This window comes from Bradyrhizobium sp. UFLA05-153 (assembly GCF_054185185.1).
The window spans coordinates 32,899-48,693 of record NZ_JBBIAM010000072.1 but is presented as its reverse complement, the minus strand read 5'-3'; the positions used below and the strand labels follow the sequence as shown (position 1 = coordinate 48,693).

13 protein-coding genes are annotated in these 15,795 nt (G+C 64.5%); 10 read left to right on the top strand and 3 right to left on the bottom strand.

All coding sequences use genetic code 11. The annotated features are described in order from the left end of the window. The first annotated feature begins 1 nt into the window (after window position 1). Window positions 2-1,105, top strand: coding sequence for a glycoside hydrolase family 172 protein (locus Q2941_RS32740; protein WP_458194992.1), 1,104 nt, complete (start codon window positions 2-4; stop codon window positions 1,103-1,105). A gap of 188 nt (window positions 1,106-1,293) precedes the next feature. Here Q2941_RS32740 and Q2941_RS32735 read toward each other — a convergent pair whose 3' ends face one another. Next, window positions 1,294-2,235 carry a helix-turn-helix transcriptional regulator gene (locus Q2941_RS32735; protein WP_458194991.1) on the bottom strand — a complete coding sequence of 314 codons (942 nt, stop codon included), beginning with the start codon at window positions 2,233-2,235 and terminating at the stop codon, window positions 1,294-1,296. 90 nt (window positions 2,236-2,325) lie between these two features. Between Q2941_RS32735 and Q2941_RS32730 the strand changes: the two genes are divergently transcribed. From Q2941_RS32730 to boxB, 5 genes are all read left to right on the top strand, one after another. Beyond that, on the top strand, window positions 2,326-3,867 hold the full coding sequence (locus tag Q2941_RS32730) for a benzoate-CoA ligase family protein (protein ID WP_254109289.1): 1,542 nt from the start codon (window positions 2,326-2,328) through the stop codon (window positions 3,865-3,867). 112 nt (window positions 3,868-3,979) lie between these two features. Continuing rightward, the gene (locus Q2941_RS32725) at window positions 3,980-4,816 is read left to right on the top strand and encodes an alpha/beta fold hydrolase (protein WP_254109288.1); all 837 of its coding nucleotides are present in this window, start codon (window positions 3,980-3,982) and stop codon (window positions 4,814-4,816) included. Window positions 4,817-4,837: 21 nt separating this feature from the next. Further along, the gene (locus Q2941_RS32720) at window positions 4,838-5,359 is read left to right on the top strand and encodes a DUF309 domain-containing protein (protein WP_027521529.1); all 522 of its coding nucleotides are present in this window, start codon (window positions 4,838-4,840) and stop codon (window positions 5,357-5,359) included. A 119-nt stretch (window positions 5,360-5,478) separates the two neighbouring features. Beyond that, window positions 5,479-7,167 carry a 2,3-epoxybenzoyl-CoA dihydrolase gene (gene boxC, locus Q2941_RS32715; RefSeq protein ID WP_254109287.1) on the top strand — a complete coding sequence of 563 codons (1,689 nt, stop codon included), beginning with the start codon at window positions 5,479-5,481 and terminating at the stop codon, window positions 7,165-7,167. Window positions 7,168-7,312: 145 nt separating this feature from the next. After that, a complete protein-coding gene (gene boxB / locus Q2941_RS32710) occupies window positions 7,313-8,764 on the top strand; it encodes a benzoyl-CoA 2,3-epoxidase subunit BoxB (protein ID WP_027521527.1) in 1,452 nt (483 codons plus the stop codon). 216 nt (window positions 8,765-8,980) lie between these two features. On the opposite strand, the gene Q2941_RS32705 is transcribed toward boxB, so the two are convergent. Together Q2941_RS32705 and Q2941_RS32700 are read right to left on the bottom strand one after the other, a co-directional pair. After that, the gene (locus Q2941_RS32705; RefSeq protein ID WP_254109286.1) at window positions 8,981-9,790 is read right to left on the bottom strand and encodes an SDR family oxidoreductase; all 810 of its coding nucleotides are present in this window, start codon (window positions 9,788-9,790) and stop codon (window positions 8,981-8,983) included. A gap of 123 nt (window positions 9,791-9,913) precedes the next feature. Next, entirely contained in the window at window positions 9,914-10,972 is a 1,059-nt protein-coding gene (locus Q2941_RS32700; protein WP_254109285.1) for a polysaccharide deacetylase family protein, read from the bottom strand. Window positions 10,973-11,136: 164 nt separating this feature from the next. On the opposite strand from Q2941_RS32700, the gene Q2941_RS32695 reads away from it, so the two are divergent. The 4 genes from Q2941_RS32695 to Q2941_RS32680 all read left to right on the top strand — a co-directional run bounded on the left by Q2941_RS32695 (window position 11,137) and on the right by Q2941_RS32680 (window position 15,692). Beyond that, a complete protein-coding gene (locus Q2941_RS32695) occupies window positions 11,137-12,531 on the top strand; it encodes an OmpA family protein (protein ID WP_458194989.1) in 1,395 nt (464 codons plus the stop codon). 1 nt (window position 12,532) lies between these two features. After that, the gene (locus Q2941_RS32690) at window positions 12,533-12,829 is read left to right on the top strand and encodes a hypothetical protein (RefSeq protein WP_027521523.1); all 297 of its coding nucleotides are present in this window, start codon (window positions 12,533-12,535) and stop codon (window positions 12,827-12,829) included. 474 nt (window positions 12,830-13,303) lie between these two features. Further along, window positions 13,304-14,359, top strand: a complete 1,056-nt coding sequence (locus tag Q2941_RS32685) for a putative bifunctional lysylphosphatidylglycerol flippase/synthetase (RefSeq protein WP_027521522.1) — start codon at window positions 13,304-13,306, stop codon at window positions 14,357-14,359. A gap of 34 nt (window positions 14,360-14,393) precedes the next feature. Next, a complete protein-coding gene (locus Q2941_RS32680; protein ID WP_027521521.1) occupies window positions 14,394-15,692 on the top strand; it encodes an ATP-binding protein in 1,299 nt (432 codons plus the stop codon). The last annotated feature ends 103 nt before the right edge of the window (window positions 15,693-15,795 follow it).

Here is a 15,795-nt window from a genome sequence, read left to right as displayed (position 1 = left end):
GATGTGTATAAGAGACAGCCTGTCGAACGCGCAGTCGCGCTCGATCAGTCCGGAAAATTTCACCGGCGAGAAAGGCAAGGGCGGCATGGCCGTCGATGGCCCGGCGGCACCTCAGGCGCGTGACCTCGGACGAGGCTGGAAGATCTCACCTTACGTCGTCATCGAGCCCGGCGCGACCTTTACGCTCGCCGACATCGAAGGCGCGGGCGCGATCCAGCAGATCTGGATGACGATTTCGCGCGGCCGTCTGCGCCGTTCCATCCTGCGCATCTATTGGGATGACCAAGCGCTGCCCAGCGTCGAATGTCCGATCGGCGATTTCTTTGCCTGTGGCTGGGAGGAATTTGCGCAGGTGTCCTCGCTCGCCGTCTGCGTCAATCCGGGCCGCGGCTTCAATTGCTATTGGGAAATGCCGTTCCGCAAGCGCGCGCGGGTCACGCTGGAGAATCGCAACGAGGAAGCGCAGACCATCTACTACCAGATCAACTACACGTTGACGGACGTGCCGGAAGATTGCGCCTATTTTCATGCCCAGTTCCGCCGCAGCAATCCGGTACCGTACAAGGAGGTCCACACGCTGCTCGATGGCATCACCGGCCACGGCCACTACATCGGCACCTACATGGCCTGGGGCTCGAACAACAATGGCTGGTGGGGCGAGGGCGAGATAAAATTCTTCATCGACGGCGACGGCGAGTTTCCGACCATCTGCGGCACCGGCACCGAGGATTATTTTGGCGGCGCCTACAATTTCGATCCGCGCGTGCCGTGGCAGCTCGCCAATCCCGGCGCGAGCGGCGGGCCGGCCTCGCGCTATCTCGAATTCACCACGCCCTATGCCGGCCTGCCTCAGGTGATCCGCCCCGACGGTGTCTACAAGTCGCAGCAGCGCTTTGGCCTATACCGCTGGCACATCCCTGACCCCGTGCGCTTCCAGAGCGATCTGCGCGTGACGATCCAGGCGCTCGGCTGGCGCTCCGGCGTAAAGGAGCCGAAATACCTGCCCCTGCAGGACGACGTCGCATCAGTCGCGTTCTGGTACCAGACGCTGCCGACGGCGCCGTTTCCGGAAATGCCGGCCGCGGATTATCTCGAGGTGGACTGAACCTGTGCTTCCTCGATGTCGTCCTGGCGAAAGCCAGGACCCATACCGCGGAATCTATCGATTGGGGACGGTAGGAGTACCGAACGACGAATCTTCGCCAAACCACTTCCTGGGCTAATGGGTCCTGGCTTTCGCCAGGACGACGATGAGGAGATGGCGGGAATTACGTCGCCGGCGCCGCCGCGCGCCTACAACGCCACGCTGCGCAGCCCAAACGACCGTGCTTCGTTCTGCAGCACAGGCCGCACCGCATCGATCAGCCGTGCGGCGGCCGCATCGACTGACAGCCCCGCGGTATCCACCACCGCAGTCGCCCGCGAATAGAGCGGCTCGCGGCTCACCAATATGTTGCGCAGCTCCGTCATCGCCGAGCGGTCGTCCGCCATCGGCCGCAGGTCGCCCTGGCGGCGCACCCGGGCCATGTGCTCCTCCGGCTCGGCCTTCAGCCAGATCGTGTAGAACGAGGACAGGATCTGGTCGAAGGTCAGCGGCTCCGAGACGATGCCGCCGCCGGTCGCGAGCACCATCAACTCGTGGCGCGCGAGGAGCTGTTGCAGCGCCGCCTGCTCCATGCGGCGAAAGCCTTCCTGGCCGTAGAGCGCGATGATCTCGGCGATCGAAAGCCCGTTCTGCTCCTCGATCGCCTTGTTGAGCTCGACGAAGCTCCAGCCGATCTTTTTCGCCAGGATCTTTCCGAGCGTGGACTTGCCGGCGCCGCGCAGGCCGATCAGCGCGATACCGCAGAACGGCGCGCGCCGCGGCGCCGACGCGCTGCCGCCGGCGAGCAGGTCCTTGGCCTGCGCGATCTGGCCAGGCGTCGCCTTGCGCAGGAGGTCGCGGAACATCTGCCAGTCCGGCACCGGCTCGATCGTCGGCAGGAGGTCTTCCAGATGCGCGCCTATCGCGTTCGACACGCGCCTGAGCAGCACGATCGAGACATTGCCTTTGCCGCTCTCGAGCTGGGCGATGTAGCGTTCGGAAATGCCGGACACCTTGGCGAGCACTTTTCGCGACATGCCGCGCAGCGCGCGCATGGTGCGCACGCGCTGGCCAAGCTGTTCGAGGAATTGGGATTCGGCGTCGGGACTTTCGGTCATTTGCCTTCTTTTAGCGGATGTCCGGCGGCGCATTTGTCGGAAACATAATGCCTGATGGCATTGACAGCAAGCCGACGGAGTGTCTTTCTATGAATTATAATTCAAAATTCGGGGGAGAAGTCCGTGAGCGAGGGATCCTACAACGCGGTGACCTGGCTGCTCGACCGTAACGTCGCGGAGGGCAGGGGTAACAAGCTCGTCTTCGACGACACCGTCTCCCGCCTGACCTATGGCGAGCTCCAGAAACAGACGCGCCGCGCAGCCAACATGCTGCGCCGTCTCGGCGTTCGCCGCGAGGAGCGCGTGGCGATGATCATGCTCGACACGATCGATTTCCCGATCGTGTTTCTGGGCGCGATTCGCGCCGGCATCGTGCCGGTGCCGCTCAACACGCTGCTGACTGCGGAGCAATACGCCTACATCCTCGCCGACTGCCGCGCGCGCGTGCTGTTCGTCTCCGAGGCGCTCTATCCCGTCATCAAGGACATCGTCGGCCGCATGCCGGATCTCGAGCATGTCGTCGTCTCCGGCAACAAGCAGAACGGTCACAAGCAGCTTGCCGAAGAGCTCGCGGGCGAGAGCGATGATTTCGCCACTGCCGCGACGCATCCGGACGAGCCGGCGTTCTGGCTCTATTCGTCCGGTTCGACCGGCATGCCCAAGGGCGTGCGCCATCTGCACTCGAACTTGCAGGCGACCGCGGACACCTATGCCAAGCAGGTGCTCGGCATCCGCGAGGATGACGTGTGTCTGTCAGCCGCAAAACTGTTCTTCGCCTATGGCCTCGGCAATGCGCTGACCTTTCCGATGTCGGTCGGCGCCACCACTGTGCTGAACACCGAGCGGCCGACGCCGGCGCGCATGTTCGAGCTGATGAACAAGTACAACCCGACCATCTTCTATGGCGTGCCGACACTGTTCGCGGCCATGCTCAACGACGAGGCCGGCAAGCAGGAACGCGGCGGCAAGAAGCTTCGCATTTGCACCTCGGCCGGCGAGGCGCTGCCGGAATCCGTCGGCAATAGCTGGAAGGCGCGCTTCGGCGTCGACATCCTCGACGGCGTCGGTTCGACCGAGCTGTTGCACATCTTCCTGTCGAATGCGCCCGGCGATATCAAATACGGATCATCCGGCAAGCCGGTGCCGGGCTATGCGGTGCGGCTGGTGAACGAGGCCGGCCAGGACGTGCCTGACGGCGAGGTCGGCGAGCTCCTGGTCGATGCACCCTCGGCCGGTGAAGGCTACTGGAACCAGCGCCACAAGAGCCGCCGCACCTTCGAAGGTCCGTGGACGCGCACCGGCGATAAATATGTCCGCGACGCCGAGGGCCGCTACACCTTCTGCGGACGCTCCGACGACATGTTCAAGGTCTCCGGCATCTGGGTGTCGCCGTTCGAGGTCGAGAGCGCGCTGATCACACACCCGGCCGTGCTGGAAGCCGCCGTCGTGCCCGAGGCCGATCCGGAGGGCCTGTTGAAGCCGAAGGCATTCGTCGTGCTGCGCCCCGGCGCAAAGACCAGCGATCTCCAGGAGATGCTGAAGGAGCACGTCAAGCAGAAGATCGGCCCCTGGAAATATCCGCGCTGGATCGACGTGGTGGAGTCATTGCCGAAGACGGCCACCGGCAAGATCCAGCGCTTCAAGCTGCGCGACGGGGCTAATTGACGAGTTCGTCATTCCGGGGCGATGCGAAGCATCGAACCCGGAATCTCGAGCGGCAAACGACAATCTCGAGATTCCGGATCAGCTCGCGTTGCGAGCAGTCCGGAATGACGGAATGAACGGGAACGACAGCATGGCCAACCTCACCCCCACAGGCTTCCTCACCATCGGCGGGGCCAGCCTCGAATACAAATGGCTCGCACCGCGCGCCGCGGATGCGCCCACCATCGTCATGCTGCACGAAGGCCTCGGCTCGGTCGGGCAGTGGGGAGATTTTCCGGAAAAACTGCAAGCGGCGACCGGCGCCGGCATCTTCCTCTATTCCCGCGCCGGCTATGGTCAGTCGAGTCCCGTGACGCTGCCGCGGCCGCTGGACTACATGCATCGCGAGGCGCTGGACGTGCTGCCGAAGCTGCTCGATGCGATCGGCTTCAAGCGCGGCCTGTTGCTCGGCCATTCCGACGGCGCGTCGATCGCAACTATTTACGCCGGTTCACATCAGGACCATCGCCTGCAAGGCATCGCGCTGATCGCACCGCATTTCATCGTCGAGGACATCTCGGTGAAGTCGATCGCCGAGATCAAGACGGTTTACGAGACCACTGATCTAAGAGTGAAACTGGCGCGCTGGCACAAGGATGTCGACAATGCCTTCCGTGGCTGGAACGGCGCCTGGCTCGATCCCAAATTTCGCAACTGGGATATTTCCGAGTACCTTGCCTATATCCGCGTACCGGTCCTCATGGTGCAAGGTGTGGATGACCAGTATGGCACCATGCGACAGGTCGAGATTGCGCAGGAAGAATGTTATTGTCCGGTAGATTTGAAAGTCATTTCAGAGGCGGGGCACGCTCCGCATCGTGAAGCGCCTGGGGCGACGCTTGACGCTATTGCAGAATTTGCCCGGGCGGCCTTGCGCGCCGACCAGGGCCTTGAGGGACATGCCGCATGAATCATCGGAGGCTCCGCTCCGATGACTGCGCGACCATCCGCGGGCGGCTCCTTGCCATGGCCGCAATGGGCCTATGTGCCCGGCGAAACCGACCTCGACGCCGATTGCGAGACGCTCGACATCGCCAAGGCGCTGGTGCCGCCGGCGTTCCGCGGCTATGTCCCGGCACGGCATCCGGCGCTGCGCTATGGGCTCGAGCTCAACGATCGCGGCTACTTCTGGGAATCGCAGGAGATCCTGGAAGCGGTGTGGGCGGCGGCTCCCCAGCGCGGCCGCGAGCGCATCCTGCTCCGCGCCTGCATCTATGTCGCCAACGCGAACTTGCGGCTGCGCATCGTCAGGCCGCATTCGGCCTCGCGCCTGTTCGGCGAGGCTCTGGAGGAACTGGGCGAGCTCCGGACACGCAAGGCGTCCGCCGGCGGGGACGGCTTCGTCGACCGCTTTCCGACCGAGGCGCTGGTTGCTCGTCTCCAAGCCAAACTCGGCCGTCCCCAGCTGTCCAAGGCTGATTGGGTCCCACTCGGGACGATTCCGCGTTCCTGAGCAATCATGAAGCAAAATGCATATATGGTCCGCGGAGGACTAGACGCGCCCAAAAAGATGCATTATTGTGCATGTAACGGTTAAAACCAGACGCGCATAATCAAGCTCAAGGGTGGCCCATGGCCGGGGAAGATCGTCGCCTCGCAGGCGGTGCGAAATTCATCGATTTCCAGACCGATCCGTCGCGCTACCGGCACTGGAAGCTCGCGATCGACGGCGACGTTGCGACGCTGACCATGGACGTCGACGAGAATGGCGGCCTGTTCGAGGGCTACCTGCTCAAGCTCAATTCCTACGACCTCGGCGTCGACATCGAGCTCGCGGATGCGATCCAGCGGCTGCGCTTCGAGCACCCGGAAGTGAAGGTCGTGCTGATGCGCTCGGCCAAGAACCGCGTGTTCTGCGCCGGCGCCAACATCCGCATGCTCGCCGGCTCCACCCACGCCCACAAGGTCAACTTCTGCAAGTTCACCAACGAGACCCGCAACGGCATGGAGGACTCCTCGGAGAATTCCGGCCAGCGTTTCATCACCGTCGTGAACGGCTCGGCCGCCGGTGGCGGTTATGAGCTCGCGCTCGCAACTGACCACATCATCCTTGCCGATGACGGCTCTTCTGCTGTTGCATTGCCCGAAGTGCCGCTGCTCGCGGTGCTGCCGGGTACCGGCGGGCTCACGCGCGTCGTCGACAAGCGCAAGGTGCGCCGCGACCATGCCGATTTCTTCTGCACCATCGAGGAAGGCGTGAAGGGCAAACGCGCCGTCGCCTGGCGGCTGGTCGACGAGATCGCACCGAACTCGAAGCTGGAAGCGAGGATTGGCGAGCGCGCCAAGGAGTTTGCAGCGTCATCCAAGCGCAAGGGCAGCGGCCAGGGCATTGCGCTCACCCCGCTCAAGCGCATCATCGACGAGACCAGCATCCGCTACGGCTTCGTCAGCGTCGATATCGATCGCACTGCCCGCATCGCCACCATCTCGATCAAGGCGCCGGAGGCTGCACCGCCAGCCGACATCGACGGCATCCTGGCGCAGGGCGCGTCCTTCTGGCCGCTCCAGGTGGCGCGCGAGCTCGATGACGCGATCCTGCACCTGCGCATCAACGAGCTCGAGATCGCGATGCTCGTGTTCAAGAGCCATGGCGAGCGCGCCCATGTGCTTGCGTCCGATGCCTTCCTCGAAGCCAACAAGGCGCACTGGCTGGTCAACGAGATCCGCCACTACTGGAAGCGCGTGCTCAAGCGCATCGATGTCACCTCGCGCACGCTGGTGACGCTGGTCGAGCCCGGCTCCTGCTTCGCCGGCACGCTGGCCGAGCTCGTGTTCGCCGCCGATCGCTCCTACATGCTGATCGGCACGCGCCAGGGCGACAACCGCCCACCGCCCTCGATCGAACTTTCCGCGATGAATTTCGGTCCCTATCCGATGAGTCATGGGCTGACCCGTCTGCAATCGCGATTCCAGGCCGATCCGTCCGATGTGGAGCGCGCGGAAGCCACCGTCGGCACCAGCCTCGACGCCGAGGAGGCCGAGGAGCTCGGCCTCGTCACCTTCGCGCTCGATGACATCGACTGGGATGACGAGGTCCGCGTGTTCCTCGAGGAGCGCGCGAGCTTCTCGCCCGACAGCCTCACCGGCATGGAAGCCAGCCTGCGCTTCGTCGGTCCGGAGACGATGGAGTCAAAAATCTTCGCGCGCCTGACCGCGTGGCAGAACTGGATCTTCCAGCGCCCGAACGCGGTCGGCGAGGAGGGCGCGCTGCGCCGCTACGGCAGCGGCCAGAAGCCGAAATTCGATATGACGCGGGTGTAACTCTCATGTCCCGGGCGCGCCGCGGCACGAAGTGACGCTGCGCAGAACCGGGACCCACGTGGACAAGACAATAGGTCCCGGCTCAGCAGCGCATCGCTTCGCGCTGCACTGCGTCCGGGACATGAGACGGACAAGGAGCACGGCCATGAACATGAACATCATGAACGTCGACTACTCGACCAAGATTCCCAACAACGTGAATCTCGCCGAAGACCGCCAGGTGCTGAAGGCGCTGGAAGGCTGGCATCCCGGCTACATGGACTGGTGGAGCGACATGGGCCCGGACGGCTTCCAGGAATCGCTGGTTTACTTGCGCACCGCTTACTCCGTCGATCCGCGCGGCTGGGCCAAGTTCGACTATGTGCGCATGCCCGACTATCGCTGGGGCATCCTGCTTGCGCCGCAGGAGGAGAACCGCGTCGTGCCGTTCGGCGAGCGCTATGGCGAGCCGGCCTGGCAGGAGGTCCCTGGCGAGCATCGCGCGATGCTGCGCCGCCTGATCGTGATCCAGGGCGACACCGAGCCCGCCTCGGTCGAACAGCAGCGTCACCTCGGCAAGACCGCGCCCTCGCTCTACGACATGCGCAACCTGTTCCAGGTCAATGTCGAGGAAGGCCGTCACCTCTGGGCGATGGTCTATCTGCTGCAGAAATATTTCGGCCGCGACGGCCGCGAGGAGGCGGACGAACTCCTGCGCCGCCGCTCCGGCGATGCGGACGCGCCGCGCATGCTGGGCGCCTTCAACGAGGCGACGCCGGACTGGCTGTCCTTCTTCATGTTCACCTATTTCACCGACCGCGACGGCAAGATGCAGCTGCACTCACTGGCGCAGTCGGGCTTCGATCCGTTGTCGCGCACCTGCCGCTTCATGCTGACCGAAGAAGCGCATCACATGTTCGTCGGCGAGACCGGCATCACCCGCGTGGTGCAGCGGACCTGCGAGGCGATGAGCGAGGCGGGCATCTCCGATCCCACCGACATCGCCAAGGTGCGAGCGCTCGGCGTCATCGACCTGCCGACCATCCAGAAGAAGCTGAACCTGCACTATTCGCTGTCGCTCGACCTGTTCGGCTCGGAGGTGTCGACCAACGCCGCCAACGCGTTCAACGCCGGCATCAAGGGCCGCTACAAGGAAACGTCGATCGAGGACGATCACCAGCTCAAGAGTGCGACCTACCCGGTCATGAAGTTCGTCGACGGCCAGATCAAGATGGTCGACGAGCCCGCGCTGACCGCGCTCAACATGCGGCTGCGCGACGACTACACCCAGGACTGTGTCAAGGGCATGCTGCGCTGGAACAAGGTGATCTCGACGGCCGGCTTTGACTTCAAGCTGACGGTGCCGCACGTTACCTTCCATCGTCACATCGGCGAGTTCAAGGATGTGCACGCGACGCCCGAGGGCATCCTGATCGACGACGCCACCTGGGCCAAGCGCAGGGACGACTGGCTGCCGTCAACAAACGACGGCGATTTCATTGCCTCCCTGATGAAGCCCGTCACCGAGATCGGCCAATTCGCCTCCTGGATCTCGCCGCCGAAAGTCGGCATCGACAACAAGCCCGGCGATTTCGAGTACGTGAAGATCGAGTCGTAAGGGCTCAGTGCCGCGCGGTCAGGGGCTAACACCCTTGCAACATTGAAGCTGTCATCACCCGCGAAAGCGGGTGATCCAGTGCTCCACAGACAGTGACGTATGCCGAGAAGCCGCGGCGTACTGGATGCCCCGGTCTATACATCAAGCCGGGGCATGACAGCGAATATTGGGTGAGCGTACGGCCCGGGCCGTAAGCAGCTTGGTCGAAAACTGCCCTCAGCTATCCCACCCGTCTCCTTTGATCCCCGCATTCGCGTAGACGATGCCGCCGTCGACCGCGATGGTCGCGCCGACCACGTAGTCGCCGGCGCGCGAGGCGAGATAGATCGCCGCACCCGCCATGTCCTCGTCGGTGCCGATCCGGCCCGCGGGCACGCGGGTTGCGACCTCGTCGCCGTGGTCGCGCGCGGCGCGGTTCATGTCCGATTTGAACGGGCCCGGCGCGATCGCCGTGACAACGATGTGATCGGGGATCAGCTTCACCGCCATCCGCCGCGTCAGGTGGATCAGCCCGGCCTTGCTCGCCGCATAAGAATACGTCTCCATCGGATTGACGAAGATGCCGTCGATTGAGGCGATGTTGATCACCTTCGCCGGCCGCCGTGCGGACGCCGCCGCACGCAAGGGGCCGGCGAGCGCCTTGGTCAGGAAGAACGGCGACTTGACGTTCAAATTCATCACCTTGTCCCAGCCGCTCTCCGGGAATTCGTCGAACTCCGCGCCCCAGGCTGCGCCTGCATTGTTGACGAGGATGTCGAGCTTGGGTTCGCGCTTCTTGATCTCGCCTGCCAGCATCTCGACGCCGGCGAGGTTGGAGATGTCGATCGGCAGCGCGATGCATTCGCCGTCATATTGCGCGGACAGCTCGTTCGCAGTCGCTTCGCAGGCCGCCGCCTTGCGCGCCGTGATGTAGACTTTTGCCGCGCCCTGGCTGAGGAAGCCTGCCGCGATCATCTTGCCGATGCCGCGCGACCCGCCGGTGACGAGCGCGATGCGGCCCTTGAGTGAGAACAGATCCGTGAACATGACGTCTCCCTTGGTTGCCGCTCGTTGTGGGCGGGGTGATGGGGGGAGTCAAGGAAGTGCAGCTGCCTGACCCGCGCTCCTTCGGAGCGCTCCTCAGGATGAGGTCGGAGTAACTGGATCAATTTAAGCCGCCGCAAACCGGCGGAAGCCGTTCCACATCGCAGTGGCGGCGCCCGAAGTCAGCACTGGCAGGATGCGGGCGTCCTGGTAATTGCCGTTGAGCGAGACGCGCGGCAGTGCGGTCGGGTGGCCGGCATTCTCGGCGAACAGCATGCCCGGGCGCGTCGTCACGGCGGTCTTGAAGCCGCTCGCCGCGGCCAGCGCGAATTCGCGATTCCCCGCGGCATGCCGGTCGCCATAGGGATAGGCGAAGTGCTGCACGGGGCGGCCGAGCGCGTGCTCGATCCGCACGCGGCTCGCCGCCATCTCCCGCGCGACGATCTCCTCGCTCTGCTTGGCGAGATTGCAATGGGTGATGGTATGGGCGCCGATCGCGACTTGCGAATCCGCGGCCAGCGCCTTCAGCTCGTCCCAGGACAGGCAGAGGTCGCGGCAGAGCGCTGGCATGCCGACATCATACCTCGCGCAGAGCGTGGTGATCTCGCGCTGGAGGTCGTGCTCGCCCGGCAACGCGCGCAGCCAGTCATGCAGGCGGTCGAATGCCGCCTGCTTCGCCGGCGCGGTCGTGGCATCGAGACGCAATGCGGCGTTGCCGATTTGCACCTCGACATGGCTCGCCTTGGCAATGACGGCCTCGAGCGCGATCCACCAGAGACGTCCGGTGCCCTCGGCGAAATCGGTCGCGACATAGATGGTGGAAGGTGCGCCGAATTCGCGCAGCACGGGGAGCGCAAAATCCCGGTTGTCGCGGTAGCCGTCGTCGAGCGTGAAGGCGGCGAAGCGGCGGGTGAACCGGCCCTGCACCAGCCGCTCATGCAATTCGTCCATCGAGACGATGTCGATGTCGTGCGAACGCAGATGGCGCAGCGTGGTGCGCAGGAAGTCCGGCGTGACCTCGAGATGCCGATTGGGCTGAAACGCATCCTCCCGGGGCGGCCGCACATGGTGCAGCATGAAAATCGCGCCGACGCCGGCGAGCAGCGGCCGCAGCAGGTGGTGCGCCCCGCTGAAATAGAGTGCTTCCAGCCCGACGCGGATGACGTTGTTGCGCAGTTGTTTCATTGAAGGCTGGTTGACCCCGGCATTCCACGGTCAACCTAGGGGGGAACCCTTGAAGAAAAAGTTAGTCCGGTTGCTCACCCCAAGCCTTCACAACGCCGCCATTTCCGGTTTGACAGCCCGCCAAGGGTTTGTTTTGTCTCCGGTTCCAGAGTTCGGGTCGTCGAATGCAGAAGCTTTTCAGGTGGGCCAGCAAATGGTGGCCGGGATTGATCCCCTTGGCCGTCATGTGGGGAATTGCGGCCTGGAATAACACCTTGCCGCTGGAGGCCGACCTCTCCGCCCGATCCGCCGCCGCCCTGAAAAATACCGTCCTGGACAAGACCCGGATCGCGGTGGCCGGCCGCGACGTCAGTTTTGCCGCCGAAGCGTTCTCGGAGGAGGGCCGCCGCGACGCCGTCATGGCGGTCGAAACCGTGCCGGGCGTGCGCCTGGTCGACGACCAGACCCGGCTGGTTCCCGAGGCCAAGCCTTTCGTCTGGAATGCGGAACGGGACGTCGTCCGGGTCACCCTGTCCGGCAGCGCGCCGCTGCCGGGGGTCAAGGGCCGGCTGATGGAGGCCGCCCGCAAGGACCTCGGCGGCATCGAGGTCGCCGATCAGATGGGATTGGCGCGCGGCGCGCCGCCGCGCTTCGAGAATGCCGCGATGCTCCTGCTCGACCAGGTCGGCAAGCTCAAGGACGGCAAGATCACGATCTCCGATACCAACGTCAGCCTGTCCGGCATGGCGCGCGAGCTCGGCGGCCGCGAAGCCATTGCGGCGGCGTTGAAGAATTTGCCGGAGGGTTTTTCGGTCGTGACCAACGACATCAAGGCGCCGCCTTACATCTTCCAGGCCTACAAGGATCCGGTCGCGGCCACCGTGACGCTGACCGGCTACGTGCCCGACAACACCATCCACGCGGCCATCGCCACGGCGGCTGGGCGAAAATTCTTCGGCGAGAAGATCGTCGACAATCTCAAGGCCAGTGTCGGCGCGCCTGCTTCGTTCGGCAATTCGGTGGTCGCCGCGCTTGGCGCATTGTCTCGGCTCTCGACCGGCACGCTGGTTGTGACGGATCGCGAGGTCAAGCTGTCGGGCGATGCGCTCTATGAGGGCGCGGCCGCCGATATCCGGGCAGGCCTTGGCAAGGATTTTCCCAAGACCTGGCAGTACAAGCCGGAAATCACGGTGAAGCCTGCCGCAGGTCCGGTCGACGGCACGGTCTGTCAGCAGTTGTTCTCCGAGCTCCTGACCAAGGGCAAGATCCGCTTCGAGCCGAAGCGCGCCACGATCGACCCGGATTCCGCAGGCCTGCTCGATCACCTCATCGAAACGGCGCTGCGCTGCCCGAACGCCATCATCGAGGTCGCCGGCCACACCGATTCCGACGGCGAGGACGCCTTCAACCAGGCGCTGTCGGAGAAGCGCGCCCAGGCCGTGATCGACTATCTGGTCAAGGCGGGCCTTCCGGCCGATCGCTTCACGGCGGTCGGCTATGGCAGCACGCAGCCGGTCGCCGGCAACGATACCGACGAAGGCAAGGCGCAAAACCGCCGCATCGAATTTCTGGTGAGATGACATGTCCTTTCTGCTGTCGTTCCATTGGGGTTGGCTGGTCGGATCGCTGCTGCTCGGGCTGGCGATGGGATGGATCTCGGTGGTCCAGCGCGGTAGCGGCACCTCGAAGGTGCTGGCCCGCTGGCTTGCGGTCCTCGTGGCCGCGTTGGTCGCGGTCTCGCTCGCCCGCGTGGTCCCCGGCCGTTTCGGCTACTGGCTCGACCTCGGCCTTGTCATGTTCGGCTGCTATCTCGTCGGCTGCACCATTGGCGCCTGCCTGCGCAACTGGGTCGTCTCGCGCAGCGCACCCGCGGCCTGAGCTTTGCGCTTGCACCCCTGCCTATCCGCAAGGCGCGTTGACTGTCCCAGTGGCTGCGCCTTGGGCGCCGCACACGGCCACGGCGCTTCGGTGCATGCCAAAACTGCGTCCCGCCTTGCCTTTCCGCCGCCGATCGAAGGCCCGAAGATTGACGCCGGCTTAAGCCGCGGTGGAACATTGCCCCGGGCGAGATCATCAAAACTTCACGGCCCGTACGCAGGATCGCGATAGAGATTCGGCAACGGCCGTCGCGGAAAAGAACCAAACGGTGCAGGGCAAACGCGGGTACCCGCCTAAAATATTGAAGAAACGCGTTTTTGTGCTTATTGGCGAATTCCACTCCGGCTCAAAACGCGCTACTGGAGGGGTGGGGGGCAAGCGCGAAACTGGAGCCGGCGCCAAGGGTTCGCCGACTGCCTGTTCGTTTGCCACTTCGCGGCCGCCACGGCCGCGGAAGCGTAGTTCGAGGTCTAGATGCTGGAAGCCATACGCAGGGCGATGACGTTGCTGCGCCAGAAGCAAATCCTGCATAAGCTTGGCGTCGTGATCAGCGTGACGGTCATCGGCATCGCTTGCTACGTGCTTTACCACATGCTGCGCGGCATCGACTTCAACGAGGTGGTCGAGGCGATCAAGAGCACCGAGCCGAGCCAGATCGCGATGGCGGCGCTGTTCGTGGCCGCCGGCTATTTCACCCTGACCTTCTACGATCTGTTTGCGACGCGCGCGATCGGCCACGCCCACGTTCCCTACCGCATCAATGCGCTCGCCGCCTTCACCAGCTACTCGATCGGTCACAATGTCGGTGCCAGCGTCTTCACCGGCGGCGCGGTGCGCTATCGCATCTACTCGGCCTGGGGCCTCAATGCGATCGACGTCGCCAAGATCTGCTTCCTCGCCGGCCTGACCTTCTGGCTCGGCAACGCCGCGGTGCTCGGCCTCGGGATCAGCTATCACCCCGAAGCCGCGGCCTCGATCGACCAGCTGCCGCCCTGGCTCAACCGGCTGGTCGCGATGGCGATCATCGTCGCGCTGGTCGCCTATGTCGTCTGGGTCTGGACCCAGCCGCGCGTGGTCGGTCGTGGTCCCTGGACGGTGGTGCTGCCGGGCGGGCCGCTGACGCTGCTCCAGATCGCGATCGGCATCGTCGATCTCGGCTTCTGCGCGCTCGCGATGTACGTGCTGGTTCCGGACGAGCCCAATCTCGGCTTCGTCGTGGTCGCGGTGATCTTCGTGTCCGCCACGCTGCTCGGCTTCGCCAGCCACTCTCCCGGCGGGCTCGGCGTGTTCGATGCGGCCATGCTGGTCGGGTTGTGGCAGATGGACCGTGAGGAGCTCCTTGGGGGAATGCTCCTGTTCCGCGTCCTCTATTATCTTTCGCCCTTTGTCATATCTGTAATCTTGCTGACGTTTCGAGAGGTTATTATCGGCGCCCGATCCAAACGCCTGCAACAGGCGGCCCTCAAGCTCGATCCCGGCCCTGCGCGCGAAGCCGCTTATGTGAGAGAGCGCAGCGACAAGAGCGCCTGACCGGCCGACAACTCCTAAGGAGAAGCCTGCCCCGATGGCGATCGACGCCCACCCTTCTCCCTCGGTCCAGCCCTGGTCCGACCGGCTGCGGCATTCTGCGATCATCCTGATCGCGGCGGCGCTGGCGCTGTCGGTGGTGGTCTCGCTCGGGGAATTGTCGGTGACGCGGGCGGTCGCGGTCTTCCTCTGCATCGCGGCCGCGGCGCTGATCCCCTGGCGACTGCACGATACCGCAGCCTCGCGCGACGACGTCCGCCGCATCAACCCGGTCGAAAGCGCAGCGGTAGCCGCGGTGGTCTCGGGCATGCCGGACCCGGCCGTGCTGCTCGACCGCGCCGGGCGCGTCATCCATCTCAATGCCGCCGCAGCCCAGCTTGCGCCGGCGCTGCGCAAGAACGAGCTCGCCCAGTTCGCGTTGCGCTCGCCCGAGATCATCACTGCGCTGCGCGAGGCGATCGCTACATCCGAGCCACGCCGCGCCGATTATCTCGATCACGTTCCGGTCGATCGCTGGATGGAGCTGATCATCACGCCGGTCCCGGTGCCGACCACGTTCGGCGGCGCCGACAAATGCATGTTGATGACCTTCCATGACCAGACGCCGCTGCGCCGGGTCGAGGAGATGCGCGCCGATTTCGTCGCCAATGCCAGCCACGAGCTGCGCACGCCGCTGGCCGCGCTCTCCGGCTTCATCGACACGCTCCAGGGCCAGGCCAAGGACGATCCCAAGGCGCGCGAGCGCTTCCTCGGCATCATGCACACCCAGGCGACGCGCATGGCGCGGCTGATCGACGATCTGCTGTCGCTGTCGCGGGTGGAATTGTCGGCGCATGTGCGGCCCGACACGCTGGTCGATGTCGTGCCGATCATCCGCCAGGTCGCCGACGGGCTCGAACCGCTGGCGCGCGAGCGGCAGGTGGACGTCGAGATCGATCTGCCGGAGACGGCGGTGATGATCGCGGGCGACCGCGAGGAGCTGTTGCGCCTGTTCGAGAACCTGATCGAGAATGCGCTGAAATACGGCGCCTCGGGCGGGCGGGTGATCGTCTCGCTCACCATGGTCACTGCGGCCGACGGCTCGCCGGAGATCCGCGTCATGGTGCGCGACTTCGGGCCCGGGATTGCACCGGAACACCTGCCGCGGCTGACCGAGCGCTTCTATCGGGTTGACGTCGGCGACAGCCGCTCGCAGGGCGGGACGGGCCTCGGATTATCGCTGGTGAAACATATTGTTAACCGGCATCGCGGCCGGCTTTTGATCGAAAGCGTGCTCAAACAGGGCGCCACTTTCACCGCCTGTTTTCCCCAGGCGAAGCCCCCGGCTTCGAGCTGAAATCAAAGTTATTTCAGTAGCTTAAACCTGTCATCCGACTGTCACGAAACCTTCGTAAAAGCACTACCGACCGCTCCTAAAGGGGCGGCGCGGGAGCGCGATC

Coding starts and splice junctions, on each gene's coding strand:
- Q2941_RS32700 (WP_254109285.1), bottom strand. CDS start 10,972: ATGAAACAACTGCGCAACAACGTCATCCGCGTCGGGCTGGAAGCACTC.
- Q2941_RS32735 (WP_458194991.1), bottom strand. CDS start 2,235: ATGCGCCGCCGGACATCCGCTAAAAGAAGGCAAATGACCGAAAGTCCC.
- Q2941_RS32695 (WP_458194989.1), top strand. CDS start 11,137: ATGCAGAAGCTTTTCAGGTGGGCCAGCAAATGGTGGCCGGGATTGATC.
- Q2941_RS32720 (WP_027521529.1), top strand. CDS start 4,838: ATGACTGCGCGACCATCCGCGGGCGGCTCCTTGCCATGGCCGCAATGG.
- boxB (WP_027521527.1), top strand. CDS start 7,313: ATGAACATGAACATCATGAACGTCGACTACTCGACCAAGATTCCCAAC.
- boxC (WP_254109287.1), top strand. CDS start 5,479: ATGGCCGGGGAAGATCGTCGCCTCGCAGGCGGTGCGAAATTCATCGAT.
- Q2941_RS32685 (WP_027521522.1), top strand. CDS start 13,304: ATGCTGGAAGCCATACGCAGGGCGATGACGTTGCTGCGCCAGAAGCAA.
- Q2941_RS32680 (WP_027521521.1), top strand. CDS start 14,394: ATGGCGATCGACGCCCACCCTTCTCCCTCGGTCCAGCCCTGGTCCGAC.
- Q2941_RS32725 (WP_254109288.1), top strand. CDS start 3,980: ATGAACGGGAACGACAGCATGGCCAACCTCACCCCCACAGGCTTCCTC.
- Q2941_RS32705 (WP_254109286.1), bottom strand. CDS start 9,790: ATGTTCACGGATCTGTTCTCACTCAAGGGCCGCATCGCGCTCGTCACC.
- Q2941_RS32690 (WP_027521523.1), top strand. CDS start 12,533: ATGTCCTTTCTGCTGTCGTTCCATTGGGGTTGGCTGGTCGGATCGCTG.
- Q2941_RS32740 (WP_458194992.1), top strand. CDS start 2: ATGTGTATAAGAGACAGCCTGTCGAACGCGCAGTCGCGCTCGATCAGT.